General features: G+C 57.8%; 21 protein-coding genes. 4 read left to right on the top strand and 17 right to left on the bottom strand.

What is annotated here, in order from left to right; all coding sequences use genetic code 11:
* Positions 1–343: 343 nt before the first annotated feature.
* From ACR0JA_RS17175 to uxuA, 12 genes are all read right to left on the bottom strand, one after another.
* The gene (locus tag ACR0JA_RS17175) at positions 344–2,125 is read right to left on the bottom strand and encodes a glycoside hydrolase family 2 protein (RefSeq protein WP_480577583.1); all 1,782 of its coding nucleotides are present in this window, start codon (positions 2,123–2,125) and stop codon (positions 344–346) included.
* Complete coding sequence (locus ACR0JA_RS17170; RefSeq protein ID WP_480577580.1) at positions 2,118–3,485, bottom strand: mannitol dehydrogenase family protein; 1,368 nt, start codon at positions 3,483–3,485, stop codon at positions 2,118–2,120. The genes ACR0JA_RS17175 and ACR0JA_RS17170 overlap by 8 nt, the downstream gene beginning before the upstream one ends.
* The gene (locus ACR0JA_RS17165) at positions 3,482–4,534 is read right to left on the bottom strand and encodes a Gfo/Idh/MocA family protein (RefSeq protein WP_480577577.1); all 1,053 of its coding nucleotides are present in this window, start codon (positions 4,532–4,534) and stop codon (positions 3,482–3,484) included. The genes ACR0JA_RS17170 and ACR0JA_RS17165 overlap by 4 nt, the downstream gene beginning before the upstream one ends.
* Positions 4,527–5,549 (bottom strand): Gfo/Idh/MocA family protein, encoded by a 1,023-nt coding sequence (locus ACR0JA_RS17160; RefSeq protein ID WP_480577574.1) that lies wholly within the window; start codon positions 5,547–5,549, stop codon positions 4,527–4,529. Before ACR0JA_RS17160 ends, ACR0JA_RS17165 begins: the two co-directional genes overlap by 8 nt.
* On the bottom strand, positions 5,546–6,583 hold the full coding sequence (locus ACR0JA_RS17155) for a Gfo/Idh/MocA family protein (protein WP_480577571.1): 1,038 nt from the start codon (positions 6,581–6,583) through the stop codon (positions 5,546–5,548). The genes ACR0JA_RS17160 and ACR0JA_RS17155 overlap by 4 nt, the downstream gene beginning before the upstream one ends.
* Positions 6,580–7,668: an ABC transporter ATP-binding protein gene (locus ACR0JA_RS17150; protein WP_480577569.1), complete on the bottom strand. Its 1,089-nt coding sequence runs from the start codon at positions 7,666–7,668 to the stop codon at positions 6,580–6,582. Before ACR0JA_RS17150 ends, ACR0JA_RS17155 begins: the two co-directional genes overlap by 4 nt.
* A gap of 16 nt (positions 7,669–7,684) precedes the next feature.
* Positions 7,685–8,695 carry an NAD(P)-dependent oxidoreductase gene (locus tag ACR0JA_RS17145; protein WP_480577567.1) on the bottom strand — a complete coding sequence of 337 codons (1,011 nt, stop codon included), beginning with the start codon at positions 8,693–8,695 and terminating at the stop codon, positions 7,685–7,687.
* A complete protein-coding gene (locus tag ACR0JA_RS17140; protein ID WP_480577564.1) occupies positions 8,692–9,771 on the bottom strand; it encodes a carbohydrate ABC transporter permease in 1,080 nt (359 codons plus the stop codon). The genes ACR0JA_RS17145 and ACR0JA_RS17140 overlap by 4 nt, the downstream gene beginning before the upstream one ends.
* Positions 9,764–10,780 (bottom strand): carbohydrate ABC transporter permease, encoded by a 1,017-nt coding sequence (locus ACR0JA_RS17135; RefSeq protein ID WP_171181439.1) that lies wholly within the window; start codon positions 10,778–10,780, stop codon positions 9,764–9,766. Before ACR0JA_RS17135 ends, ACR0JA_RS17140 begins: the two co-directional genes overlap by 8 nt.
* 62 nt (positions 10,781–10,842) lie before the next feature.
* Complete coding sequence (locus tag ACR0JA_RS17130; RefSeq protein ID WP_480577561.1) at positions 10,843–12,120, bottom strand: ABC transporter substrate-binding protein; 1,278 nt, start codon at positions 12,118–12,120, stop codon at positions 10,843–10,845.
* 53 nt (positions 12,121–12,173) lie between these two features.
* The gene (locus tag ACR0JA_RS17125; protein ID WP_480577558.1) at positions 12,174–12,827 is read right to left on the bottom strand and encodes a GntR family transcriptional regulator; all 654 of its coding nucleotides are present in this window, start codon (positions 12,825–12,827) and stop codon (positions 12,174–12,176) included.
* A complete protein-coding gene (gene uxuA, locus ACR0JA_RS17120) occupies positions 12,824–14,020 on the bottom strand; it encodes a mannonate dehydratase (RefSeq protein ID WP_480577555.1) in 1,197 nt (398 codons plus the stop codon). The genes ACR0JA_RS17125 and uxuA overlap by 4 nt, the downstream gene beginning before the upstream one ends.
* Positions 14,021–14,078: 58 nt before the next feature.
* Between uxuA and ACR0JA_RS17115 the strand changes: the two genes are divergently transcribed.
* A complete protein-coding gene (locus tag ACR0JA_RS17115) occupies positions 14,079–14,972 on the top strand; it encodes an alpha/beta hydrolase family protein (protein ID WP_480577552.1) in 894 nt (297 codons plus the stop codon).
* A complete protein-coding gene (uxaC, locus tag ACR0JA_RS17110; protein WP_480577549.1) occupies positions 14,969–16,348 on the top strand; it encodes a glucuronate isomerase in 1,380 nt (459 codons plus the stop codon). Before ACR0JA_RS17115 ends, uxaC begins: the two co-directional genes overlap by 4 nt.
* A 420-nt stretch (positions 16,349–16,768) precedes the next feature.
* On the opposite strand, the gene ACR0JA_RS17105 is transcribed toward uxaC, so the two are convergent.
* Genes ACR0JA_RS17105 through ACR0JA_RS17090 form a run of 4 tightly spaced genes read right to left on the bottom strand, consistent with a single transcriptional unit; the run spans position 16,769 to position 21,833 of the window.
* A complete protein-coding gene (locus ACR0JA_RS17105; protein ID WP_480577546.1) occupies positions 16,769–18,571 on the bottom strand; it encodes a metallophosphoesterase family protein in 1,803 nt (600 codons plus the stop codon).
* 22 nt (positions 18,572–18,593) lie between these two features.
* Positions 18,594–20,102, bottom strand: coding sequence for a tripartite tricarboxylate transporter permease (locus tag ACR0JA_RS17100; RefSeq protein WP_480577544.1), 1,509 nt, complete (start codon positions 20,100–20,102; stop codon positions 18,594–18,596).
* Between the two features lie 13 nt (positions 20,103–20,115).
* Positions 20,116–20,631, bottom strand: a complete 516-nt coding sequence (locus ACR0JA_RS17095) for a tripartite tricarboxylate transporter TctB family protein (RefSeq protein WP_480577541.1) — start codon at positions 20,629–20,631, stop codon at positions 20,116–20,118.
* Positions 20,631–21,833 (bottom strand): ROK family transcriptional regulator, encoded by a 1,203-nt coding sequence (locus ACR0JA_RS17090; RefSeq protein ID WP_480577538.1) that lies wholly within the window; start codon positions 21,831–21,833, stop codon positions 20,631–20,633. Before ACR0JA_RS17090 ends, ACR0JA_RS17095 begins: the two co-directional genes overlap by 1 nt.
* 93 nt (positions 21,834–21,926) lie before the next feature.
* On the opposite strand from ACR0JA_RS17090, the gene ACR0JA_RS17085 reads away from it, so the two are divergent.
* Both ACR0JA_RS17085 and betC read left to right on the top strand, forming a co-directional pair.
* On the top strand, positions 21,927–22,910 hold the full coding sequence (locus ACR0JA_RS17085; protein WP_480577535.1) for a Bug family tripartite tricarboxylate transporter substrate binding protein: 984 nt from the start codon (positions 21,927–21,929) through the stop codon (positions 22,908–22,910).
* Positions 22,911–22,986: 76 nt separating this feature from the next.
* Positions 22,987–24,522, top strand: coding sequence for a choline-sulfatase (betC, locus tag ACR0JA_RS17080; RefSeq protein WP_480577533.1), 1,536 nt, complete (start codon positions 22,987–22,989; stop codon positions 24,520–24,522).
* A gap of 439 nt (positions 24,523–24,961) precedes the next feature.
* Here the strand turns inward: betC and ACR0JA_RS17075 are convergent, their stop codons facing one another.
* Entirely contained in the window at positions 24,962–25,975 is a 1,014-nt protein-coding gene (locus ACR0JA_RS17075) for a pyridoxal phosphate-dependent aminotransferase (RefSeq protein WP_480577530.1), read from the bottom strand.
* Between the last annotated feature and the right edge of the window lie 35 nt (positions 25,976–26,010).

The raw sequence follows: 26,010 nt of genomic DNA, 5'->3' as shown, positions 1-26,010 counted from the left end.
GACGCAGTTTGTTCGCAACGCTCTCTCTTGTTGTTTCGATTGGCGGAAAAAATTTGTCAAAACAAATTCTATTTCCTGATGTCCTTCGTCAGGGATTTTGGGAGTGATAGCGGCCTTAGCTAAGAAAAGATGCGGCTCATCCGATTGGTCTGGTTATGCGGCGGATTTTTGGTGGAGCAAACACGTAGGTTTTATTGTCTTCTGTTTGATCCTCTTTCGTTGTCTCAGAGTGGTCTGCCCGCGTCCCAAGTAGACATCAGCGGCCTGAGGTTTTGCAGGCTTTCGTGGCAGCGCCGGTGGTTCTAGCGGTCGACGAAAGCATCGATCGGCTGCAGGAGGTCGGCTAGTCTTCCGTGCTGCCCGCGAGTTCTGAATAATATGCCGCCAGCACTTCAAAGGCCGGTTTCCTGGTCGTTTTGTCGGCGGCGATCAGGCCTTTCCGATTGAATCCGCGCTGATAGATGCCCTGACGCCGTTCGGTTCGGAAATCGTAAAGAATCCAAGGGGTCATGCCCTTTACATAGTTCAGTCCGCGCAAGATCTCGATCTGTCGGCGATAGACTTCGGCCTGATAAGCGACGCTGAAAAGCCCCGTATTGGGTCCCGCGGTGTGATCGCCGTCGGCACCGGTTTCCGAGACGACCACGGGGCGGTCGGGATTGGAGTTCTTGCCGATTGTCTGCAGATCGCGAAAGTCCTGTTCGTACCAGCCGTAATACTCGTTGATCCCGATCACATCGATATGGGCCGCAAGCCGGTCTTCGATGGCCAGAGAGTGGTGGTTAATCAGACACGCGGCGGCGGTCAGGCGGCTTGGGTCTTCGGTTTTGGCGAGGTCGTTCAGACCTTTCATAAAGTCGAGCCGGGCGTCTGTATCCGGGTTTTCGTTGCCAACCGACCAAATGATGACGCTGGCCCTGTTCCGGTCGCGCTGGATAAGCTCGCGCAGTTGGTTTTCCGCATCTCGCCGGGTCGCTGGGTTGGCAAAATCTATGGCCCAGTAGACCGGTATCTCTTCCCAAAGCATAAGCCCGACCTCGTCCGCTATCCGGGCGGCGAGTTCGTGATGGGGATAGTGAGCCAGCCGCAGAAAGTTGCAGCCCAGTTCGCGTGCATGGCTAAATCGGCGACGGATGTCCGCTTCGGTGGTGACTTTGCCCGCGCGCTCGTCATCCTCGTGAACAGAGATACCACGCAGAAAGACGGGCTGACCGTTGAGAAAGATCTCGGTGCCGCGCCGTTCAATCCGGCGAAAGCCTACGCGATCGCTGACGCGGTCTTCTCCGGCGGTCAGCGTGATGTCGTAAAGAACCGGCGTCTCGGGCGACCAGAGATCTGGTTGCGCTGGGATCGTTGCTTGGGCGGTACCGTCTGACACTTGCAGCGTTGCATCGACCCCGAGGGCCGGGATCTTAAACGTGGCTTCTGTGGCAGGTCCGTCAATTCTGGCGCTGACACGGATATTTCTGCCTGAAAGACGGACAAATAGGTCCCGTATGACCGTTTGCGATGTCTCGAACAGCTCAACGTCTCGATAGACCCCCCCATAGTTGAACCAGTCAGTATTCTTCATCGGCACACGGTCTGAGGTCCGAGTGTTGTTCACGCAAAGCATGACCCAGTTTGTGCCCGCCTCTAACGCAGCGGTCAGTTCGACGCAAAAAGGGGTCGAGCCGCCAACATGGTTGCCCAGAAACTTGCCGTTTAGAAAAACCTTGCAATCGTACTGAGCCGCGCCGATGCGCAAGAAAAGCCGTCGACCGGGGGGCAGATGATAGTCAAAGGCACGCGTGTACCAGGCCGAACCTTCAAAAAAGTACCAGCGGTCGCGCAGCATTTGCCAGCACGACGGCACAGGGACCGTTTCACCGTCATAAGGGTCATAGTCCCAGGGTTCGGTGCGTTCTCCGGCGGATGACGGTGACAGGGCGAACCATTTCTGGCGCAACCCGGTATCGAGCAGATCGACACAAAAGTTCCAGTCCCCATTCAGCGACCGCCCCTCACGCCCGCCGGTAAAGATCATGGTCTGGGCATTGAGGTTTTGGGGATCGAACGCCTTGCCGTAGCCTTCGTCATGAAGCGGCGCCAGTGCGTTTTTAGCAAGCTCTGATCTTTCAAGCATCGTGGGCCTCGATATATTTCCTAAGGCAGTCGGCAAGATCCGCGCCTTCCTTACCGTCGAGTACCAGATGTGCTGCTAGAACTGCAGTGATGAGATCGGGCGTCAGGGCGTGAAGCGGGGCCTTTGCGCCGCAAAGGGTCTTAAGCGCGGCTTCGGGCGGCATCGGTGCTAGATTGTCGAGCCAGTCAGCCAAGGGATCGCGCAATGCGCGCCCGGCGCGGGTTTCGCGACGGATGCGTTCCAGCCAGGCGGCAATCGCCAGTACAAGCCCTGGAGCATTCCGTCCCGACCGGCGCGCGTCAAGAAGCGGTGCCACCAGTCGCTGTGGGATTTTCTGCGACGTGTCGCTGGCAATCTGAGACAGCGCATGATTGAGAGCCGGGTTGTCGAACCGTTCGAGCAGAGCCTGCCAGTACGTCGCGAGAACAGCCGCCCCAAGAGACAGATGCGGGATCACCTCGTGGCGCGCGGTCCCATCGATCAAGCGCCGCAAAACCGGGTCGGCCACAGCATCGGCCACGTAACGATGACCCAGCATCGGCCCAAGCATCGCCAAAGTTGTGTGGGCGCCGTTGAGCAACCTGAGTTTCGCCTCTTCATATGGGGCAACGTCGGCGACCCAATCGACCCCTGGTAGTGGCGGGCGTTCATCGGCGAAATTGTCCTCGATCACCCATTGAGAGAAAGGTTCGGTCACGACGGGCCAGGCATCCTCCAGGCCGGTCAGGGCCGAAACTTCGACGCAGTCCTGTGTGGTCGTAGCGGGTGTGATCCGGTCCACCATGCAGCTTGGAAAGCGGACCGACTGGTCGATGTATCGCCCAACCGCCCGACCTTTGGTCGCAGATCGCACAAGCGTTTCGGTGACGCGTCCATTATCGCTGAGATTGTCGCATGACAGGATCGTCAGCGGCCCTGCGCCCATCTCTGCCCGCCGCGCCAGCCCTGCAGAAATCGTGGCTGCAAGCGCGGGCGTATAGCCCTTTTCGGTCACGGTCAGCGTCAGCAAGCGGATACTCGGGTCGCCCAAGGCCGCAACCGCCGCGTCCTGGCCGACCTCGATCGACATTATCGAGCCGATCACCCGCGCTGAAATCCCCGCAGCGCCGCGTTCGGCCAATGTGTAGAGAAAATCTTGCGGACCCAATCGATCAAGCGTGTCGGGGCTGCGCATGGATATTGCGCGAATACCCCAGCTTGGATCCTTTGCCAAAGCGGTATCCACATAGGCGGCCTGATGCGCCCGGTGAAACGCGCCGATCCCAATATGCACGATCCCGGCACTGATCCTTGCTCTGTCATAGCCCGGCCGAAGCCCGGGCCCTGCGTATCCGGAAAGTGCGGCGTCGGTCAGTCTCATGGCCGCAACGATGCTGCAATTGGCAACATCCTATCAACCGGAAGCGTTACCTGTTCCCCGGACCGATCCGATTGATAGATCGCTGACACCAATTCGATCGAGGCAAGCCCCTCTGCAAGCGTCACTTCGCGCCCCTCACGCCCCTCCAACGCGTCTGCGATGGCCTCAAAAAGTCCCGCAAACCCTTCAGGGGCAGTCGGCGCATTGTTGACCACCTCATCCACCCTTGTTTGTACCGATGTTTCTCGCGCGATGAACTGCCATTGATCCTGACCAGGCGTATACGGCGCACAGCCGCTTTCCGCGGTAAGGTGGTCAAAGACAAGCCGCAGTCGCGTTGTGTCAGTCGCGGCGCCCAGCGTAATCGACGACGCGGCCACCGCACCGTTCACCATTCGCAGCGAGATGGCGGCGCAATCTTCGGTTTCGATGGGATTGGCGCGGGTGGTCAGCATCGCGGAAACATCGGCCACCGGTCCGAACTGTTGGGTCAAAAGATCATGGGCATGAATGGCATGACTGAGCACCGCTCCGCCAAGTTCGCGTTCCCACGTGCCGCGCCACGGGTTGGCGTAGTAGTCACTGTCGCGGCTCCAGTGCGTTTCAATTGACGCCGCCAGAGGGCGCCCCAGCAACCCAGCCGCGCGCAGAACGCGCAATTGATCAAACGCCCGACCGTACCTGTACTGAAACACCGGGAACACGCGTTGTTGCGATCTGTTTTCGGCCTCAACAAGACGATCAGCGTCGCTCAACGATCCGGCCAAGGGTTTTTCTACGATCACGTGCTTGCCTGCGTCGAGGGCGCGTATGGCTACGGGAACATGCATCGATGGCGGCAGGCAGATATCGACGATATCCACACCCGGATCGGCGAGAACGTCGTCAATATCCGTCGTTGCGCGTGCACCAGTGGTCGCTGCGTATTTTTGGGCAAGCTGTTGGTTTGTATCGCAAATCGCCGCGATCCTGTACCTGTCGGTCAGCTGGGCATACCCACCGATATGCTCACCACCGATCCCGCAGCCAAGTATCGCGACGTTAAGCATTCGCAAGACCTCGGAGCCGCGTTGCTCTGGCCTGCGCCCTAAGCGCCAGCTCCATCACAGTGAAACAGTGGCTCTGCGGCATCGCGGTTTGCGTCCGGTTCTGTACGTCTTGGATCAGTCGGTCAAAATACGGCAAAGCCGCGCCGGATGCGTCAATATGTTCGCAGCGATCACCATTGACGAGGATGACATGGTCCGTGCCTTCGCGCCCGGTGACGTCGACGTATTTTCTCAGTTCGATATACCCTTCGGTGCCTAGAATGGTCAGGCGTCCATCCCCCCAGGTTGGCAGGGCGTCTGGGGTGTACCAATCCACGCGGATATAGCCGCTGCCTTTGTCTGAACGCAGCAGGATCTCTCCGAAATCCTGCAAACCGGGATGGTCGGGATTTGCAAAGTTGCCGATGGCCGACGCGACGACTTCGGCGGTGTCCGACCCGGTCAGGTAAAGAAACTGATCGATCTGATGAGATCCGATATCGGTCAGAATACCGCCATAGGCCGCGTCATCGAAAAACCAGTCCGGACGGGTCGGAAGGTTGAGGCGGTGCGGGCCAAGCCCGACCGTTTGGACGACGGTCCCGATTGCCCCTTCGGCGATCAGTTCGGCCGCGCGCGTGACGGCCGGAACTTCGAAACGTTCGGAAAAGTCGACCGACCAGATGCGACCCGTTTCGGCCACACAGGCACGCAATGCCGCCAGCTGGTCAAGGGTGGTACAGCCCGGTTTGTCGGTCATAACGTCCTTGCCGGCCTGCATCGCTTCAATGGCCAGACTGGCCCGTCGGCTCGGGATATCGGCGATCAGGATCAGGTCGATTTCGGGATCATCCAGAAGCGTCCCAAGATCGGTAACGCGTGGGATGTCAGGAAACCGCTGCAAAAATCCGGCCAAGGGCTGAGGGTCACCTTCGGTATACCACCCCTTGCAGCTACATCCGCGGGCCTGCATTTGTCCCAGTTGCCCATATATGTGCCGGTGATCGATCCCGATCACGCCAAGCGTCAAACTCATGAGATTGTCTCCAGCTCAATGCGCTGCTGTGTGCGCGACGACTGTTCCAGCGCGGCGATCAACCGGTGAACCTCCAGCGCCATCGCGCCGGTAACACGCGGATCGCGACCCTGATCAATGGAATCAGCAAAATCCGCGATCAGTGATTGATGCCAGCTGAACGGGAACGCCATCGGATCGGTTCCGCCGCCAGTTCCCTCTGCTTCGTTGCCATAGGTCGTGACCCGACCATCGCGCCACTGAACTGTCAGCACACCCGATCTCAGCGTCGCCGAGGCGTGATCAAAATCGAACCGCAGGCTTTCGGCCTCACCGGGGAAGCTTGCGGTGCTGGCAAAGAGCTGACCAACCGCCCCGCTGGCAAACTGCAAAAGGCCAACGGCAACGTCCTCGGCCTCCATTTCATGAAACGGCGTGGTTGTGCAGATCGCATTAACCGCGGCGACAGGGCCGGTCAAAGACAACATCAGATCCAGTGTATGAATCGCCTGACTAATCAGGACGCCGCCACCGTCGCGGCCATAGCTGCCCCGGCCCGTCTCGTCGTAATATGCTTGATCACGCCACCAGGGCACCTCGGCCCGCACCACCCGAACCGCACCCAGGTCATCCGACCGGATCAGTCGATCAAGCGCCTCGGACGCAGCGCGAAACCTGTGTTGAAAAACCACGCCAAGGCGCACGCCAGCGTCTTCGCAGGTTTGAACGATCGCCTGCGCCCGCTTCAGATCACGCTCCAGCGGTTTTTCGGACAAGACATGTTTTCCCGCGCGCGCGAATTGGGTGACGATATCCTGGCGCGCATTGGGCGGCGTGATCAGAAGCAGCGCATCAACATCCGGGTCGTCGGCCAGCGACCCAAGATCAGAGGCTGATTTAAACCCGTAGGTGTCGGAAAAGGATTGCCGCGCTGCGGGGCTGCGAGCATAGGCACCGATCACATCAATTCGATCGGACAACGCCTGCAGCGCTAGGGCATGAGGTCTGGACGCCATACCAAGCCCAACGACCGCAAATCGGATCTTGTCGCTCATCCCGCGAACCCGTTTGCGAGCGTCTGACCGTTCCGGTCAAAGACATGCAGGTTGGTCCGGTCGATGCGGAGTGCGACCTCCTGACCTTCGGCAACGGACAATTGGCCTGGACGGTGCGCGGTGATCTGCGGCAGTCCTTCGGCATCGCAATACAGATAGGTCTCACCGCCCAGCTGCTCGGCCAGAGAGCAACTTGCCACCAAATCGGCCTCGTGGTTTTCGGTGACATCCAGATGTTCGGGCCGAATTCCAAAGGAACACGCGTCACCCGGTGCCAGCCCTTCGATCGGCGGCACCGCCATGGTGCATGGCCCGGACCGAAGGATCAAACCGCTCTCGTCCGCTTCTGCGGTGGCGTCAAAGATATTCATCCGGGGCGAGCCGATGAACCCTGCCACAAAAACGTTCTGGGGTTTGTTGTAGAGATCAAGCGGTGTTCCGACCTGTTCGATCCGACCCGCCTGAAGCACCACGATTTTGTCCGCCAGCGTCATCGCTTCAACCTGATCATGGGTGACGTATATCATCGTGCCGCCGATGTCGGCATGAAGTGCCGCCAGTTCCTTGCGCATCGTTACGCGCAATTCGGCATCGAGATTTGAAAGCGGTTCGTCAAAGAGAAAAGCTTTGGGATCGCGCACAATGGCCCGTCCGATGGCCACCCGCTGACGCTGGCCGCCTGATAATGCCTTGGGTTTGCGATGCAGGTAATCCTGAAGCTGCAGCATCCGGGCGGCAGAATTCACACGTTCGTCGATTTCGGCGCGGGGCAGTTTCGAGTTCTCCAGCCCGAACGCCATGTTCTTGTAAATCGACATGTGGGGATAGAGAGCGTAAGACTGAAACACCATGGCCAACCCCCGCTCTGACGCCGGGATCGAGTTGACGGTATCGCCATCGATGACCACCTCGCCGCTGGTGATGTCTTCCAGCCCCGCGATGATCCGAAGCAAGGTGGATTTGCCGCAGCCGGACGGCCCGACAAAGACGCAAAACTCGCCGGAATCAACCACCAGATCGATCCCGTGGATGACGTCGACCGAACCATAGGCCTTTTTCACCTCCGACAATCGTATTTCAGTCATCGTTTCCCTTTCAGTCCTATCGGCTGCGCATCGCCGCTGCATGTTTTGGATTGGCCCGCTGCATTCGAAGCGGCGGGTGGTCTTTGAGAATCTGACCGATATCGTCAAGCATTGCTTCGCGAATGCGGGCGTATGACGCCGTTAGCCCGCCGGCCAGATGGGCCGAGAAAAGCGTGCCGTCGTTTGACCGCCACGGGCTGTTATTCGGTACAGGTTCCTGGGGAAAGACATCCACTACCGCGCGAAACGCACCGGACGCGGCAAGCTCAAGGAAGGCGTCGAACACGACGATCTCGGCGCGCGAGGCCAGAACAACCGTTGCATCCTGGCGGATTGATGCCAGGCGCGATCGGGTCAGAAAACCTTCGTTCTCGGTCGTGACACCAGCCAGCAGGAACAGCACGTCCGATTGCGAAATTGCCGCTTCAAGTCCGACAGGTTCGACCCCTTCGGCCCGAAGGTACCCGTCCGACAGCCAAGGATCGTAAACACTGAGCTGCACACCGAACGGACGCAGCAGAGGAACAAGCGCACGTCCGAGATTGCCATATCCCACCAGCGCGACATCCGCACCAAAAAGCGATCTGGCACTCTGATTGCCAGCGATGCCATACGCCTCTTGCCCGGACCGGAACAGCGCGTCGGCGTTTCCCAGACCCCGCAGCGAGACGATTGCCTGGGCCAGACAGTATTCGGCAACTGCGGGCGCCATTGCCGGAGCAGCAGACAGGACGTGAATGCCACGGGCCTGACAGGCCTCGTAATCGATATTGGGTTCCCAGTTGGCTTTGACGTTCAGGATCGCACGCAGGTTTGGCGCCCTGTCCAACCGGTCACGGTCCATCGCCGTCTGACCGATCAGGATCGTCATCCGGTCGAGGTTAGCCTCGACCAGATCGTCGGGCGCGCGCGATCCCCAATGGGTTACAACATCGCCCATCTGATCGAGCGCCGCTGCGCAATCGGGCGTATAAACCATCTCCTGAGTACGGGGGTACGGATCCATGAAGATCAGCGGGCGGCTCATTTCATCCCCGATGACGCGATGCCGGTCGTTATGAATTTCTGAAGGAACGCAAACACAAGCGTCACCGGGATCAGAGTGACCACGGTCATCGCGAGGATGTAGTGCCACTGGACATCCAGCTCTCCCTGGAAGGCATTCAGACCGACCTGAAGCGTATAGACTTCAGACCGGTTCAGAACGATCAGCGGCCAGAGGAAATCGTTCCACCGCCACATGATCGAAAAGATGGCCAATACCGCCATCGCGGGCATGGCGAGTGGCAGGACGACTTTCCAATAGATCGCCCATTCGCTGGCCTTATCCATACGCGCCGCTTCGATCAGATCGCGAGGAATGGTCAGCATGTACTGCCGCAACAGGAACACGCCAGTCGGGGTCGCAGCCCCCGGCAGGATCACGGCCCAGAGCGAGTTGATCATGCCCATGGAAGTTACGACCAGATAGACCGGCACCAGAATGACCGTGATCGGGATCATCAACGTGCCAATCACCAAGAGCATGATGGCGGCGCGTCCCCGGAATTCGTAAATGGCCAGCCCGTAGGCCGCCATTGAGTTGATCAAGAGCGTCACAAGCGTCGCCACGACCGTTACAACGACCGAGTTATACAGGTACCGGGTGAAATCGAACCGCTCTAACGGATCGCGGTAGTTTTCCAGAGCCATGCGGAATTCGCGGACTTCGGTGCGCTGGTTGATGGGTACCTGGATCGTCTCGCCGGGGTTTTCAGGATCGACCATCTGGCTCATGATCCCGATCCGGCGCACCTGAGCCAGTTGCTTGACCGAGCCGTCCTCGAGCGTTGCTTCAAAAAGCGGTAACGGATCGTCATATCCATCGACCTGAATTTCGATTTGCCCAAGCGGCAGGAAGGTCGGTGGAAACTCCAAGAGTGCGGAGGATGTTTTGAACGAAGACAAGACTAACCAGATAACCGGCCCAAACATCAACAGAACGCCAAAGCCCAGGTACATGTAGGTAAAAACATCGGTCCAGTGCAGGCGCCCGTTGGTGCCGCGCGTGGCACCAAGCAGGCCCCTGATCGAACGCGAAGAAGTCGCGGCGGCGTCAGACATCGTCTTTCCTCCGGGTCGCGGCCAACTGGGCCATGGTCAGGACAAAGAGCGCCACACCAAGCACCACCGAGGCGGCAGAGGCGAGACCGAAGTTCTGCACCTGATTGGTGAAGCCGGTGTTGTAGATGTATTGAACGATGAACTGCGTGGCCGTGCCCGGCCCGCCACCGGTCAGCACGAAGACCTCGTCGAAAATCTGCACGCCCTTGATCAGCGCGAGCACGATTACAACCAGCATGTTGGGCCACAAAAGCGGCAGGGTTATACGCCAGAACACGCGCTCCTTGCTGGTTCCGTCCATCTCGGCGGCCTCGTAAAGGTCGGGCGGGATTGCCTGCAGCCCGGCCAGAAGGATCAGCGTGTAAAATCCCATATGCGCCCAGATCGACACGAAGATCGCCCAGAACATCGACCATTCCGGACTGACAAAGAACAGGATCTTGTCGAGCCCGATCGAGACGAGAAAGGCGTTCAGAATTCCATCGCGCAACAGGATCCACTTCCAGATCAACGCCACGACCACCGGTGACAGAAGGACGGGGAAGAAGAAGACCGCGCGAAAGAACCCGCGCGCACGGATTTCGCGATTCAGGATCAGCGCGGTGATGAGTGAGAACAGGACCATGAAGGTCACCTGAAAGAAGATAAACACCAGCGTGTTGTAAATGCCCTTCCAGAACCGATCCTCGCGACAGGTCTGGGGATCGGTAAAGGCCTCGCAATCCAGCAGATAACCGTATTGTTCAGTGCCGATAAAGGGCCGGTCCGTCAGGTAGAGCTGCGTTCCCCCGGTCAGAGAATAGAAGAAGTTGATAAAAAGCGGCAAAATGACGAAGAGGCCAAAGAACACCAGGTTCGGCAACAGAAAGATCCAGGGCATCCGCTTGGTGCCGATACCCCGTTGGATCGCTGTAAATAACGGGTCCAGCGCGCGGAACAACAATCGCACAGGTGCCCCCGCAAGACTGGCAAGCCGGTCACCCGTGGTCTGATCGCTTTGTTGCGCCATCGAGGCTTCCCCCTTCGCGTGGTGCCCCGGCCCGCGCAGGCGGGCCGGGGCAGGTCCGGTGATTACTGGCGTTCTTTCTCTGCCAGTTCCTTGGTAACGTCGTCGGTCATCCGTTCGTACGCCTCGTCAAGTGTCAGTTCGCCGACGATCGCTTCGTTCAGACGGCTGATCAGCGCGTTGAACATGACACGGTTGTTGGCGTAGCCCTGCAGGTCAAAGGCCACGGGCGAAATCGCCGGAACGGCACCTGCAAAGGTTTCAAGAGCGTGCTGAGCGCGCGGGTCCTGGGTGTCAAACGACACGCCACCCTCGGCCAACCCGAGGTGCCCGGGGATGAACAAGGTCTTACCGTAGAATTCGGCAAGTTGTTCTTCCTGAGCGAGCCAATCCATCAGCTTGGCCACTTCCTCGGGGTGTTCGGTACCGGCCAGACCGACAAGTGCCGCTCCACCAGGCATGCCTGTGCAGGCTGCGGGTCCGCATGGCGCGGGTACTGCCCACCAGTCGAACGCATCGCCGATGGTTTCAGCGAATTGCGGGATCTGCCACGAGCCGGACATGTACATCACGACCTGCGCGTTGGCGAAATCTTCGTTCGCGCCAAGATAGGTGGAACCCGACACCGAGCCCCAGAGCTCTTTGGACATGGTGCCATCCTGATGCCAGTCATAAAGCCGCTGGGCCATCGCCTTGAGCCCGTCATCAACAAGCGCAGGATTGCCTTCGGCGTCAAACATCTTGGCGCCCATCGCAATCGCCGGACCTGAAACGCGGTGGCCGGATCTGTCCCATGCCATCGGGATCGGAATTTCAAGCTTTTCGGCGACTTCGTTTACGGCGGTGGCATAGTCGTCCCAAGTCGCGCCATCGCCGGGCATCTCGACCCCGGCCTGCTCGAATAGCGTTTTGTTGACATAAGGACCGGTGACGGTGAGCTGGGTCATAAACCCGTTGATGGCGTCCCCGTCAGGGTCGAGCCACTTGAGGAACGGTCCGAAACTCGTCTGCCAATACTCGGTGTCACTGATGTAGGGCGTCATATCGAGATAATATTGCGACAGACCGCCAAGGTCGGTGACGCGCGCAAGATCCGGCCCCTCGCCAGCGGCAAGCTGTACCGGAAGGCTTTCGATGATCGCCTTATAGGGGACGACATCAAGAACCACCGAGATGTCGGGGTTTGCTTCCTCAAAGCGATCGAGAAGCCCTTGCATGACTTCGCCTTCGATGCCGTCGTTGTACCACGTCATACGCAGTTCCGTCTGCGCAAGCGCGGAACCCGCCGAAAATGCAAGCGCAAGTGCGCTTGTTCCCACAAGTCTCTTAAATGTGCCGGTCATAGTTTCCTCCCTTGAAAAGTTCGCTGTTTAAGCGCCCGGCAGGGCTGTCTTTCTCATTGTTCGAGCTCGAGAACCGAGGCCACATGGATAGCCATCGCTTTTGAGGCTCCGGCGACGTCACCCGCCCGAATGCAGTTGATGATGTCCTGATGCTCCTGAAACGCGCGTTGTGAGCGCATCGGTATGCCTGCCATCAGGGTATAGCGCTGACGGTCAACATGCCCTTTCACCGATTGCACCAGCTTCCACGATGTCGGCGTCCCCGCCAGTTCGGCAAGCTTTGCATGGAACGCTTCGTCATGCTGAAAAAAAGTAGCATAGTCATCCACATCGGCCGCAACCGCCTGAAGCGAGAGCAGACGCTCAATCGCGCCCAGATCAACGCTTTCTCTGGCCAGTTTTTCGACAACGGCACATTCAAGGGCCGAGCGGATGAAGACAGCCTCGTTCAATTGCGCCACGTCGAGCTTGGCCACAAGCGTGCCGACCTGAGGGCGTACTGTCACCAACCCTTCGGTTGCCAGTTGCTGCAGCGCCGCCCGCAGAGGCGTGCGGCTGACATCGAATTCCTGCGCAAGTGCGGCTTCTGAGATGCGCTCGCCAGGTTGGAGAGTGTTGGCCACGATGCGGCGCCTGAGAATTTCGTAGAGCTGCTTCGGGATGGGTTGGGTCCGGTCCAGACCGTGATCGACGAGTCTCATGTTCATGCGACCTCCACCCCGAGACCGGCAATTACGCCACGCAGTTCGGCCAGCCCCTTAAGGCGACCGACCGCCGGATACCCGGGTTGAGCGCCTGCGGTCAGATCACTTAGAATTTCTTGCCCATGATCGGGGCGCATTGGGATTTCCCAATCACTGCGCCCCTCGCTCTGGCGGCGGGCCTCTTCCTCGAGCAATACGCGAACGACGCCGACCATGTCTGTCTGTCCCGAAAGATGTTCGTCTTCAAAAAACGAACACGGGATAGTGTCGGAGTCGCGAGTGACGTTGCGCAGGTGCGCAAAGTGGATGCGCGGTGCAAACTTTCTGGTGATCTCGACGCAGTCGTTGTCGGGGCGCGCGCCAAGCGAACCCGTACAAAGCGTCATTCCGAACGCGGAATCCGGAACGGCGTTAAGCACGTGCGCATAGTCGTCGGCAGTAGACATTTCACGCGGCAAACCGAGCAGGCGAAATGGAGGGTCGTCTGGATGACAGCACAGGCGCACACCCAGCCGTTCTGCCGTCGGCACGACCTCGCTAAGAAAGTCGATATGATGTTGACGCAATCGATCTGCGCCCAGCCCGTCATATCGCCGCAGTGCGTCACGCAATTCATCGAGAGACCAGTGATCGGCCGAGCCGGGCAGACCGGCCCCTATGGTTTGTGTCAACTGCGCCTGTTCCGTGTCACTCATACAGGCAAAGCGCGCGCGCGCCGCGTCCAAAGTGGCATCGTCGTACTCGTCCTCAGCCCCCTTACGTTCAAGCACATAGAGATCGAAAGCAGCGAATGTCGGCAGATCGAAGCGCATGGCGGTTCCGCCGTGGGACATCGGAGCCCGCAAATCGGTCCGCGTCCAATCGAGCACGGGCATGAAATTGTAGCAGATGACCTTGATACCCGCCTCCGCCAAAGCCTCAAGCGACGAACGATAGGCAACGATGTGATCGCGCATGTTGCCTGACTGGGATTTGATGTCTTCTGATACGGGCAGGCTTTCGACGACACTCCATTCCAGCGCACCACCAGTTGCGACAGCAATCTCGTTTTGTCGTTGCCGGATGTCGTTGCTCTGCCAGGGTTGGCCGGTTGCGATATGGTGCAAGGCGGTAACAACATGCGTCGCGCCGGCCTGACGAATATCGCTCAGCCGCACTGTGTCCTTGGGTCCAAACCAACGCCAAGCCTGTTGCACATCTTCCCCTGACTCGTATACTTGTATACTAGTGTACCAATTTTGAGCCCTCACGCAAATGCAATCTCTATCCCGACCCGATTTGCAGCGACTGCTGCGTTTGAGAACGCCAGAACCGCAAAGCTGGCGCATCGTGGGCGAAAGCATGGTAGACGGGCTTTGTCGGCGGGCCTACCGCCTTGGAGACACGCAGATCCCGGCGATCTCCTTATCACCCGTCGATATGGAGCCCGGTGCGCCCGGTTTGCTCTATTGCCACGCCCACGGAAACGCATATGCCATCGGCAAATCAGAAATTACCGATGGCCGGCCGGCGCTTCTTGAACCGCCACTCGCCAGAGATATCGCAGCCGCGGGCTGGACGGTTTTTTGTGCCGATATGCCCGGTTTCGGGGATCGTCAGGCCGAGGGCCCGGAAACGGCGCTTGCCAAAGCTGTTTCCTGGCATGGCAAGACCCTCATTGGGGAAATGGTTGCCGATCAGATGTTGGCGTTGGATGCGCTCTGGGATATTGCGCGACCTTCGTGTGTTGCGACGCTGGGACTCTCGATGGGGGGCACGCTGGCCTATCTGGTTGCGGCGCTTCGTGCCGATGTATTCGCCGCCCTGCACTTATGTGTCTTTTCCAATATCGCGCCGCTAATCGAAACGGGCGCACATGATCTGCACGGGCCGTATTTGACGATCCCAGGACTTCTTGACCACCACGACATGAGCGATATTGCGGCCCTCGTCGCGCCGCGACCCCAGTTCGTGGCCACCGGTGGGCAAGATCCGTTGACCCCGGATGAAGCCTATGCTCCGGCGATCAAACGGCTTCGCGCCGCTTATGATGCGGTCCCCGAACGGCTTACGGTCCTTCGCGATCCGGCAGCGGGACATTACGAGACCCCGCAAGTTCGAAAGGCCGTTCTGGACTTTCTTGCAACGCAACGAGCCTTGTCGATATGAGTTTTTATACCGAACCCGTTTTGGACCCACGCGCCCGCGATCTCTTTGAAGCCGTGCGGGATTTGCCCATCGTCTCGCCCCACGGACATTGCGATCCGCGCTGGTGGGCCGAAGACGCCGCCTTTCCCGATCCGGCCGAGCTTTTGATCATTCCTGACCACTATGTTTTTCGGATGCTCTATTCCCAAGGCGTACCACTGTCCGATCTTGGTATTGGGGTGCCGCCAGAAGACCGAAACGCGCGGGAGATCTTTCGCTGTTTTGCCCGGCATTGGCATTGTTTTCTGGGCACACCATCGCGGGAATGGATGGAATTTACGCTTTACCGGACACTGGGCGTAGATCGGGCGCTTTCACCTGACTCCGCAGACATCGTATTTGATCAGATTGCCGAGAGCCTCGCGCAGCCGGAATTCAGGCCACGAGCGCTGTTTGATCGCTTTGATATCGAAGTGCTTGCAACGACCGATCCCGCCAATGACCCGTTGTCGCATCACAAGGCGATCGCAGCCTCGGGGTGGAGTGGGCGAATTGTCCCGACCTTCCGACCGGACAGCTTACTGAACCCCGCGCGTCCCGATTTTCGGTCTGACGTAAACAGGCTCGGAGAGCTGACCGATCAAGACACAACGACCTATTCCGGCTATCTCGAAGCGATCCGCATGCGTCGCGCCGCCTTTCGTGAACTTGGCGCGACAGCGACGGACCATGATGTGCCAGTGCTGGCAATCACTTGGCTCGCGCCGAGTGAGATCGAGGCCCTGCATGCAAGGGCATCGAAAGAGACACTGAACCCGGATGAGGCACTGGCATATTACGGGCACCTTCTTGTCGAAATGGCGCAGATGTCTGCCGAAGACGGAATGGTTATGCAACTGCATGTGGGTTCGCGCCGCAGCACGAACCGTCGCATTCTGGCAGAACATGGACCCGATATGGGGTCTGACATTCCGGTCGCAGTGAATTGGGTCGAAGGCATGGATGCCTTGCTGAACCGGGTCGGACACGATCCGGAATTGCGCGTCATCCTGTTTACGCTCGACGAAACCACTTATTCGCGCGAATTGGCCCCGATGGCGGGTCATTGGCCAAGCCTGCGGATCGGTCCACCATGGTGGTTCCACGACAGCGCGAACGGCATCCAGCGCTTCTTTGACCAGGTCATTGAAACGGCCGGGTACTTCAATCTCGCCGGCTTCAACGACGACACTCGTGCCTTTTTGTCGATCCCGGCCCGGCACAACACTTGGCGGAGAGGCGTGTGTCTGCACTTGGCAGACCAGATTGAACGCGGGCGCCTGTCGAAACAGGACGCAGAGAGGCTCGCGCCCTACCTTTGCCGCGATCAAGCGACCGAGGCCTACCGGTTGGGATAAGCAATTCAAACGCACGGCTTTGTCGCGATTTTGTTGAGATGCTGAAACGATCCACCCGACAGGCATAGTTTACCGCGACGCCATCAAATAGCCGCTTGCTCTGAGAATCCGAGGACAGGACTCACATTGACCAAATCCGGTCCCGGGTCTCAACGAACGTTAGTCTTGCTAAGTTGCCATCCTGATAGCTGAATGTCCGTTTTGGCGTCCCGTCACAAACTATGCGTTCACGCCGAGAACGCCCACCTCTCACCGATTCTTCTAAGAAACAACGTATTGCTGGCGCAGAAAGTGGCGGGTTGATCTCGGCGTGAGTGATTTTCTGGTCAGGCTTTTGCAGTTGCTGCGATGCAGTTTAGGTCTTCGCAAGTTTGCTGAGATTCACCGACTATTCTGACGAGCGCCTTTCTTTGGTGAGATTTAGACGTTCCGAGCGTGCCGCGCGCGGACAGCTTCCAGCAGTGGCCGTGGGTTGTTGCAGCGGTCAATGGCTCCGTTGCGCACGAAGTACCCCCGATCAACATCGACCAAGGTATCGCAGTAGACGCGCGTATTTTGAAGTTTTGACCGGATGTCCATTGCCTCAACAACCCGCGCGACGGTTGTGTTATCGTCCAGGTGCGGAACAGCGGGGTTATCACCGGCGACCCTCAGGTGCACCGATGCCTTCAGGGCGTGAATGGCGACAGCGCGGTCGATGGCTTTCAAACTCGGGTCGACCGGATCGCTGTTTCCGAGCCGAAATACGGCCCCAATAACACCGCAGGATCCAGGCAGCGCGGCGAGTTTCGCAAGCTGATCGGTGTCGTCGCTGTTAAAGCCATGATTGATGACGTGGAAATAGGTACCCTCGGACCTGATATCGTCTTTGGTTCGCATGCGTGAGATATAGATCGGCAAGCCTGTCGCTGCGTGGGCTTCGGCCAGCGTTTTTGCCGATGTCGCGACATCGCCCCAATTCAAAGTGATTTCCCAATCGGCCAGATTGCCTGCTTGCGACGCGATCAGGTCCAAGTGCTCATCGAGGCAGCCAAATCCGAACAGTGTAATTCTGAACCCGAGATGTTTCAGAACGCCAATCCGTGCGCGGCGCGCGGGGTCCAGCAGATCATGTAGCGGGACGCGAATATCGCGGACACCCATTTCTTGCAGTGCCAGCAGGTGATAGTCGTTCCGAACGGGTTTTCGGTCGAACTCGTCCAGGCCGCCGCTTGGCGGCACTTCGGAAATTTCGGCCCAGTCCTGCCGCAGATCAAAGCCGATCAGCGGGTTGGTGTTTTCCCGTGGCTCTGGGGCCAGTTCAAGTTTCTCGCCCGCCGTTATTTCCTCCGGCGCAAGCTCGGCCCCGTATGTCCGAACAAATTTCGTGACATGACCGTTCTCGTAAACGTTCACCACAAAATATCCCAACTTTGCCACGTCGTTGCGACCGAACTCGCTGAATTCGGGCGGGATCGCGCGCAGCATTTCCGAGTAATCCTGCCGAACAAAGCTGGTTGATGGTGCAAGGTAGAAATCCGTCTGACGGTATCGGTCATACCAGAAGTTATGGGCATGACCTGAGAACATCGCCTCGACCCCGTGTTTCTCTAGCAGCCCCAACAGCCATCCCCTACCCGGCTGATCGGTATTGTCATAGTGGTCCAGTTCGTCGGGATGACACAGATAGGCCGGGTGGTGCAGCATCAGCATGACGCGTTGCCCTTTGGCTGCCGCGAATTCCGCCTCGACCCAGCGCCGCTGATCCGCCTCGGCCTGTAGCCCGGAATTGATCAGTTGCGCATTCAGCAGGATGAAACGCACCCCTCCCTTTTCGAAGCTGTGATAATGGGCCCCGAACTCACGTTCCCATGCATCGATCATTTCGGGCGTGGTCGGACTTGCAGGCCCGCCGCGGATCGGAGTGTCGCCGATGTCGTGATTGCCCGGCAGCATATGGATCGGAACCGTCAACTCGGACACAATCGCGCGGTAGGCATCGGCAGCCTGCGCATAAAGGTTTCCGGTCTCGGGGACGGGATGAAGCAGGTCACCGAGGTGGACGACAAAATCGACCTCTCTGCGGTTTATGTCCGCCACAACATAGCGAAACCGTCGATTGGCGCGGGCGTTCACCGGGAAGGGCGAATTGCACATGTCTTCATCCGGATTGACATGCGTATCTGAAATGACTGCAAAGCTGTACGCAAAGCGCCCCAGGCCAGCGTCGTCTGCATTACCCATTTTTTTTCCTTGCTCTTCGGGTTTATCCACCGGTGGTCAGCACAGAAGCCTGGCCAGTGCGCGAAGCGCGGATGCGGGACCGGATCAGTACAAAAATCGACAGCGCGGTCAGCAGCCAGAATAGCCAGCAAATCGCGTTTCTGACAAAGATCGACAAGCTGCCATCGGACAACAGCAGCGACTGCCGGAAGTTGTCCTCGAGGAGCGGCCCTAATACGAAGGCGATCAGGAACGGCGCGACTGGGATATCCAACCGCAGCATCGCGAAACCAACAAGGCCCATGCAAAGCATAACCAGAATGTCGAACAGGTTGTTGTTTACCGCATATGCTCCGTAGACACAGAGCGTGAAGACAATTGGGTAAAGAATGCGGTTCGGGATCAGCGCAACGCGGCTGAAGGTCTTGATGGCGACTTTGCCCACGACAAACAGGTACGCGGAACTGAGTAGTATCCCCATGAACAACGCGTAAATCATCGGCAGGTTCTCCGCAAAGAGAATGGGACCCGGACGCAGGCCATGAATCATGAAGGCACCTAGGATAACCGCCGTGATCACGTCCCCCGGTACACCCAGCGCAAGCAGCGGGATCATCGTCGCTCCGGCCACGCCGTTGTTTCCGGCTTCGGCTGCGGCGACGCCCTCGGGCTCACCTTTGCCGAAGTTTTCCGGGTGTTTCGAGTTTCTGCGCGCTTCGCTATAGCTCAGGAAAGCCGCCGGTGCGCCGCCGATGCCGGGGATGGCCCCCAGTATCACGCCGATGAAACTGCCACGGATAACCGATTTCAGGGTTTTTCGGAATTCGGCAAAGCTTGCACCGCTACCCAACTCCTGACGCTGGGCGCCGGGTGGACGAGGACGGCGCGTCGCGCGGTCGAGTATCTCAGGGATCGCAAACAAGCCGATGAGTACCGGAATGAAGTTCAGCCCTGACATCAGTTCGTAGTTCCCGAAAATGAACCGGTTCGTGCCGTAGATCAGATCCAACCCAACCGTCGCCAGCATCAGGCCCAGACAGGCAGACAGGATACCTTTGGTCAGGCTGGGGCCAGCAACACCGGCGATGATAGTCAGGGAAAAGACGATCAGAGTGAAGAACTCCGGCGGCCCAAAGCGCAGCGCAAAAGTTGCCAGGAACCCCGCGAACATGATCAGGGCGATGTTCGAAATCAGATCGGCCACACAGGATGCATAAAGTGCGATATCAAGGGCCTTTCGCGCCTGCCCCTTTTGCGCCAGTGGATAGCCATCAAGTATGGTACAAGACGCAGCCGGTGTACCGGGCGTCTTGATCAGGATCGCTGTCAACGACCCTCCATACAAGCCGCCCTTGTATACACCCAGCAACAGCAGAATGCCGGTCACGGGCTGCATTGTGAAGGTAAACGGCAAGGCCAGTGCAACGCCCATTGGGGTGGTCATCCCGGGTATCGCGCCGATGATGGTACCGATCAGAACACCGATGCCGATGACCAGAATGTTCTCGAAGCTGAGGAATAGCTGAAATGCTGTAGAAATATTCTCGATCATGCTCAGGTTCTCCTCAACCTAGCGTTTCGAAAATGCCAAGAGGCATAGGCACCCCTGCGACGTGCAGGAAGAACAGGTACAAAAGGACAGGAAGAACGATGCTGATCGGAACGATGTAGTACCATTTACGCTCGCCGAAAAAGAGCATCATAGAGAGCATCAGAACGATCGAGCTGGCAACGACACCCAAGGTCGTCAACGCAAAGTAAAACGCAAACAAGGCGAAGATTAGAATAACGGTTCGAAGGGTTCCGGGAAGCGTGTCCAGTTTGTAGACAGCATCTGCTTCTGCGTCCTCGTCCGGATCAAGGTGCGGCGTTTTCAAGAAGTAGGACTCGGCCAGCAAACACAGCGCGACCAGAACCACGGCGATCGAAATCACCCGGGGCCAGAACTCTGGCGACAATGCCGAAATCTCCACCGAACCCGGTGAATCGACACCTGCCGGGATAAGGATCATCAAGGTCAGAATGCCAAGGACAAGGAAAAGTGCCCCGGCAAAAAGGTCTCTTTTCTTTGACTGGTCCATTACCTGGCCCCTCCCTTGAGTACATCGAGATCAAGTTCAGCGTTTGCGATGTTTTCATTGAGTGACATCAACCGCGCCGCGCCCATGTGGGTCATCGCACTCGACTTGATCTTGATTGGCTGCTGCAGATCGGCCTTCAGGTTGTCGATCTGCTTTCGAAACGCCTCCAAGTAATAAGGCGACTGCGCCAATGGGCCGGCAAGCAACACCAGTTCGGGCTGCAAGACCGTCAGGCTGAGCGAAAAGCAGTTTGCCGCCCGGGCGCCAAAATCCTCCAAGGCCGTTCTGCATTCACCCTCAGTCTCATTCGCGGAAGAAACGACATCCCAGACTTTCTGAGCCCTTTCCTGGTCGGACAATGCGTCAAACACTTGTGGCGTCAGCAGCTGACGCAGCAACGCCCTACCCCCGCACTGGTCGGACAGGGAAATAGGCGTGTTGGACCCAACTCCTTCAGTGGTCTTGGCTTCGGTCAGAACGCCACCCACCCTGCCGATCCCGCTGTAAGGCTCTCCATTGACCTGTAGGCCAATCCCAAACCCCATCGCGCAATAGATTACGGCGACATTTTCAATATTTCGCGCCGCACCAAAGGCAACCTCTGACTGACAGATCGCGGCACTGGGTGTTTCAAGCGCAACCGGAACGCCAAGCTCTTCTCTCACGATCCCGCAAACATTGGTTTCCTCGCCCCACCCCAAAGTGGGCGCTGAAATGACGATCCCACGCGCCTTATCCAGATTGCCAGCGATGGTCAGACCCACCCCGAAAAGCCGGTCTTTGTCCGGGACATGCTCTTCAATCAACGCTTTAGCTTGCTTGCAGCACGCCCTGATGAAACTTGTGCCATCAGTCAGCCCTGCCCCACCTGCATCCCATGACGCGATACGGTTGTTCGACAAATCGGCAAGCGTGACCACTTGCTGGTAAGCATTGATGCCGATCCCGATCACATAACCACCGGATCGGTCCATGGTTAGCTTTTTGGTTCTTGGCCCTCTGCGCCCTTCGGGCTTGGATACACCGACCTCTTGAACCAGACGCGCGTCAATCAGTTCGCGCGTAATCCTTGAAACGCTCGCGGCATTCAGCGCGAGATTATCTGCTATCTGCGTTCGCGAAATGGTTCCTGATCCCAAAATCTCACCAAGAACCCGCTGCCGGTTCCCGCGACCGATCTCCTCTTGTGACCAACCTGCCATTTTGCACCTCCTGAATGTATCTTTACTTAATTATTTACTTACTGCAAGTATTTTATTATGGTGAGTCTCATTCGATTCAGGGAGACGCAACAGATGACACTAAGAACCACAATGACCGCAGCGCTGAGCAGCATTGCTTTGCTCGCGATCCCGATGGGAGCTTTGGCGCAAGATTATCCAAGTAAACCAGTGACTTTGGTGGTGCCCTATGGCCCGGGCGGCGCCGCCGATCTGGCCGCCCGTACCCTCAGCACAGAGGCTCCGGACTACCTGGGTGAGAACATTTTGGTGGTAAACAAGACCGGTGCGGGTGGAGTCGTTGGCTCGACTCAGGTCGCCAAATCCCGTCCCGACGGCTACACCTTGCTGATGGCGCGTGTGGGATCTCAGGCCACCGTACCCGCAATCAATCGCACGATCCCATACAAGTGGGACGACTTCACGTTTCTGGGCCTGATCGAAAAGAACCCGTTTGTGTTGGGCGTCAGCGCGGACTCGCCCTATCAGAACTTTGATGAGTTAAAGACAGCGATCGCAAACGGCGAACGCCTTTCATATGCGTCCGCCGGTGTGGGTACATTGTTGCATATGGCCATGCTCATCATGCTGGACGATCTGGGGGGCGATTCCGAAGCGTTGATCCATGTCCCCTTCAAAGGCGGCGGCAAGGCCACAGCAGCCGTGGTTGGTGGGCATGCAGATCTAATCTTCCATAATCTCTCGGGCTTGTCCGGTGCCATTGAATCAGACCAGATCCGCCCATTGCTAACCACCACACCAGAGCGCTTTGGCGCGATCCCGGACACGCCCACCGCACAGGAGCTTGGTCACCCGAACCTGGAAAACGTCGTCGGCTGGACCGGAGTCTGGGGCCCCAAAGACCTGCCCGAAGACGTTGTGGCGAAATGGGTCGAAGTTCTTGGGGCGATATCTGCGGATGAAAGCTGGGTCGAGACCACCGAAAAACTGGGTTCGGTCCCGACTGTACTTTCACCCGACGAGACAAAGACCTTCGTGGAAGGCCAGGTTCAGACCTTCAGCGACACTGCCGAAAAGTTGGGAATGGTAATCCAGTAACAACTTCGGCATCCCGGGCGGCCCTCCCCTTAACCAGCCGCCCGGGGCAAATCTTCATAATTCTCGGGAAACGAATATGGCACGTCCAAACATCCTACTCATTCAGGCGGACCAGCTCGCAGCGAACGCGTTGAAGGCCTATGGAAACAAGACAGTCAAGGCACCGAACATCGACCGCCTTGCGGAAAATGGTGTGGTGTTTGAAAATTGCTATTGCAACCTGCCCATGTGCGGGCCGTCCCGTGCGTCGATGCATGCAGGCAAGCTGCCTTTTTCGATTGGCATGTATGACAACGCCAGCGAATTTCATGCCGACATTCCAACCTTCGCACACTACTTGCGCAGCATGGACTACCGGGTCGAGATGTCCGGCAAGATGCACTTTGTCGGCCCCGATCAATTGCACGGATATGACAAACGTCACACGACCGAGATTTACCCGGCCAACTTTGCCTGGACCGTGGATTGGTCCAAGGGCCGCGAATACAAGCCCACCAACCTGACAATGGCCCCCATTCTGGAAAGCGGTCCCGCGATCCGCACCATGCAAATGGATTATGATGACGAAGTCGAATACCACGGCGTTCAGGCCCTGTATGATCTGGCGCGAAAGGACGATGACCGACCCTTTATGCTGACGGTTTCCTTTACCTCTCCGCACTCGCCTTTCGTGATCGGACAGGAGTACTGGGACCTCTATGATCATGATGAGATCGAATACCCGGCCGTCCCGCCACTGGAACTGAACGAGATGGATCATCTCAGCCGCAACCTTCATTACTGCCAGTCACGTCACGAATTTACCGTCACGCCTGAAGACCGCCGCAAAGCCCGCCACGGCTATTACGGGATGATCTCGTATATCGACGAGAAAGTCGGGCACCTTGTCGACGTGTTGGAGAGAACCAAACAGATCGAAAACACCATCATCATCCTCACCGCCGACCACGGCGAGATGATGGGAGAGCGCGGCATGTGGTTCAAACAACACTTCTTTGAATGGGCCGCAAGTGTGCCCTTCATCGTCTACGCACCGGATCGTTTCAAAACGTCGCGGGTAAAGGAGAATATCTCGCTGATTGACCTGTTGCCCACACTCGCGGACCTCGCCGCCGGCGGCTCATACGATGAGTATGCAGCACCCATCGACGGGCAATCCCTGGTTCCTGCGCTGAACGGCGATACGTCGGGCCTCTCCGATGTTGCGATCTCGGAATTTGCAGCGGACGGGTCCACCGGCCCCAGCCGCATGGTCAAGAAAGGCCCGTGGAAACTGATGTGGCTCGAAGGGGTGGATACGCTGCTCTACAACGTGGATGAAGACCCCAACGAAGTGAACAACCGCGCAAACGATCCCGATTGCGCCGACCTCCGGGCCGAACTTGAGGCTATTCTGTTCGATGGCTGGAACCCAGACGAGCTGTATGACACGATCCGCGCCAGCCAGCTGCGCCGCCTTGCCATTCACCAGGTGACCGCAGGCGATCCCACATACGTGTACACTGTTCGCAAAGATGACGACCAACGGTACATCCGCAACGCTGGCGCAGCGGACACCAAAGCACGAGCCCGTCTTCCCTATGTGGCTCCGGTCAAACCCGATCGGGTGTAAAACTGTCTTGTGATTACAATATCGTAGGCGCTCCGCCGGTTTCTCCATCTCAAGCTGAGCGCCTGCTGACCTGAATATCCTTGTGCCTTTGCTGAAAGGCGGCGGAAGTGCTCGATCGACGATGTCAGACCAAATCGAAAGTGTATCAGCTAGGACAGTATGTCTGTCCCATAGCGGCTTTGTCCCGCGCTTCGCTCATTGTCTGACGAATTTCCGTTGCGCTCGGCAGGAATGACAGCTCGTTACTTTGCATTGCCGTGCCCAAGTTGTCGCTGATTGAAGTCGCGGCCTTCTAGTATGACCTTCATTGTTGACACTTCATCATTGAAGCGGTTTTTCACGTCTGGCGACGTACTGGATCAGCATGATACGTAGCGAAAAGCTGCGAGACACATCGCGCAAAGGGGGCCTCTGAACCCTGCCGCATCTGCGACCCAATTTAGCCCTGCAAATTCGCCAACAATTTACCCATTCGCTCCAGTCCGAGTTCCAAATTGGCTGCAACACCTCCGCCGACACCCAATCGAATGTGATGGGGCATGCCATATGACGATCCTGGCAATAGGAACGTTCGGTAGGGTTCAGCTAGCAAACGTTTGGCGAAAACATCTCCGTCAATGCCGTCCAACCGTGCAAGGCCAATCAACCCGGCCTGCGGTTTGATCCATGTCAGGCGCGACTGTTCAGCGACAAATCGATCAAGGCGCTCAAGCGTTTCTCGCGCAGCTGCCCGCGCTGTGCGTATCGCTTGGTCATACCTGTCAGGCCGCAGGGCAATTTCAGCAATGACCTCGCCAAGTATGTTCATGATCTCGCTTGAGTTTTCCCGTAGTATAATTGCGTCCCAAATGAGATCGGAATCACGGCAAATCATCCAACCGGTACGCAACCCTTGAAGCCCCAGCGCCTTGGATACACTACCCGTCGTAATCCCCCGGTTATACATGCCAGCAATAGAAGGCGCGCGATCGCTGCCCCATTCCAACCCGGCATACACCTCGTCCACAACAAGCCACGCACCCACGCGATCAGCGATCTGGACCAGCCTTTCAAGCTCGCGACGGGTCATGAGGCGCCCGGTGGGATTATTGGGGTTGGTTAGAAAAATAAGCCGCGTTCGGTGGGTTACTGCGGCCTCAACAGCATCAAGCGGCAAGGACCATTCTGACGCCTCATCGCGGTCGATCACTTTCTGCGTGGCGTCGACTGCATCGGCCAGCACGCCAGCTTGCGGCCATCCGGGACGTTCCGTCACGACTTCGTCACCCGGTTGAACCAATTGCATGAAGGCCAGATAATTGGCTTCTGCGGTGCCAGCCGTGATCAGAACGTCATCTGGCTGACAAAGACCAGAGAGACCCGCCCTGTCCAAAATATGGCTCCTTAATTCAGGCAATCCGCGAAAGCTCTTCTGGTTCCAGTCCAGCGGAAGATCGGGATCCAGCGCTTCCAAGAAGGTTCCCAAACGAGGCGATTCAGACAAAGAAA

This window comes from Ruegeria sp. AM4 (assembly GCF_056540665.1).
Note: the sequence above shows the minus strand (reverse complement) of the source record. Positions and strands in the feature narration are given on the sequence as shown.

Bases quoted from the DNA above. Each gene is read 5' to 3' on its own strand.
- betC (WP_480577533.1), top strand. From the start codon at position 22,987: ATGGCACGTCCAAACATCCTACTCATTCAGGCGGACCAGCTCGCAGCG.
- ACR0JA_RS17160 (WP_480577574.1), bottom strand. From the start codon at position 5,549: ATGAGTTTGACGCTTGGCGTGATCGGGATCGATCACCGGCACATATAT.
- ACR0JA_RS17150 (WP_480577569.1), bottom strand. From the start codon at position 7,668: ATGACTGAAATACGATTGTCGGAGGTGAAAAAGGCCTATGGTTCGGTC.
- ACR0JA_RS17135 (WP_171181439.1), bottom strand. From the start codon at position 10,780: ATGGCGCAACAAAGCGATCAGACCACGGGTGACCGGCTTGCCAGTCTT.
- ACR0JA_RS17085 (WP_480577535.1), top strand. From the start codon at position 21,927: ATGACACTAAGAACCACAATGACCGCAGCGCTGAGCAGCATTGCTTTG.
- ACR0JA_RS17155 (WP_480577571.1), bottom strand. From the start codon at position 6,583: ATGAGCGACAAGATCCGATTTGCGGTCGTTGGGCTTGGTATGGCGTCC.
- ACR0JA_RS17175 (WP_480577583.1), bottom strand. From the start codon at position 2,125: ATGCTTGAAAGATCAGAGCTTGCTAAAAACGCACTGGCGCCGCTTCAT.
- ACR0JA_RS17095 (WP_480577541.1), bottom strand. From the start codon at position 20,631: ATGGACCAGTCAAAGAAAAGAGACCTTTTTGCCGGGGCACTTTTCCTT.
- uxaC (WP_480577549.1), top strand. From the start codon at position 14,969: ATGAGTTTTTATACCGAACCCGTTTTGGACCCACGCGCCCGCGATCTC.
- ACR0JA_RS17170 (WP_480577580.1), bottom strand. From the start codon at position 3,485: ATGAGACTGACCGACGCCGCACTTTCCGGATACGCAGGGCCCGGGCTT.
- ACR0JA_RS17125 (WP_480577558.1), bottom strand. From the start codon at position 12,827: ATGAACATGAGACTCGTCGATCACGGTCTGGACCGGACCCAACCCATC.
- ACR0JA_RS17145 (WP_480577567.1), bottom strand. From the start codon at position 8,695: ATGAGCCGCCCGCTGATCTTCATGGATCCGTACCCCCGTACTCAGGAG.
- ACR0JA_RS17105 (WP_480577546.1), bottom strand. From the start codon at position 18,571: ATGGGTAATGCAGACGACGCTGGCCTGGGGCGCTTTGCGTACAGCTTT.
- ACR0JA_RS17140 (WP_480577564.1), bottom strand. From the start codon at position 9,771: ATGTCTGACGCCGCCGCGACTTCTTCGCGTTCGATCAGGGGCCTGCTT.
- ACR0JA_RS17115 (WP_480577552.1), top strand. From the start codon at position 14,079: ATGCAATCTCTATCCCGACCCGATTTGCAGCGACTGCTGCGTTTGAGA.
- ACR0JA_RS17090 (WP_480577538.1), bottom strand. From the start codon at position 21,833: ATGGCAGGTTGGTCACAAGAGGAGATCGGTCGCGGGAACCGGCAGCGG.
- ACR0JA_RS17165 (WP_480577577.1), bottom strand. From the start codon at position 4,534: ATGCTTAACGTCGCGATACTTGGCTGCGGGATCGGTGGTGAGCATATC.
- ACR0JA_RS17130 (WP_480577561.1), bottom strand. From the start codon at position 12,120: ATGACCGGCACATTTAAGAGACTTGTGGGAACAAGCGCACTTGCGCTT.
- ACR0JA_RS17100 (WP_480577544.1), bottom strand. From the start codon at position 20,102: ATGATCGAGAATATTTCTACAGCATTTCAGCTATTCCTCAGCTTCGAG.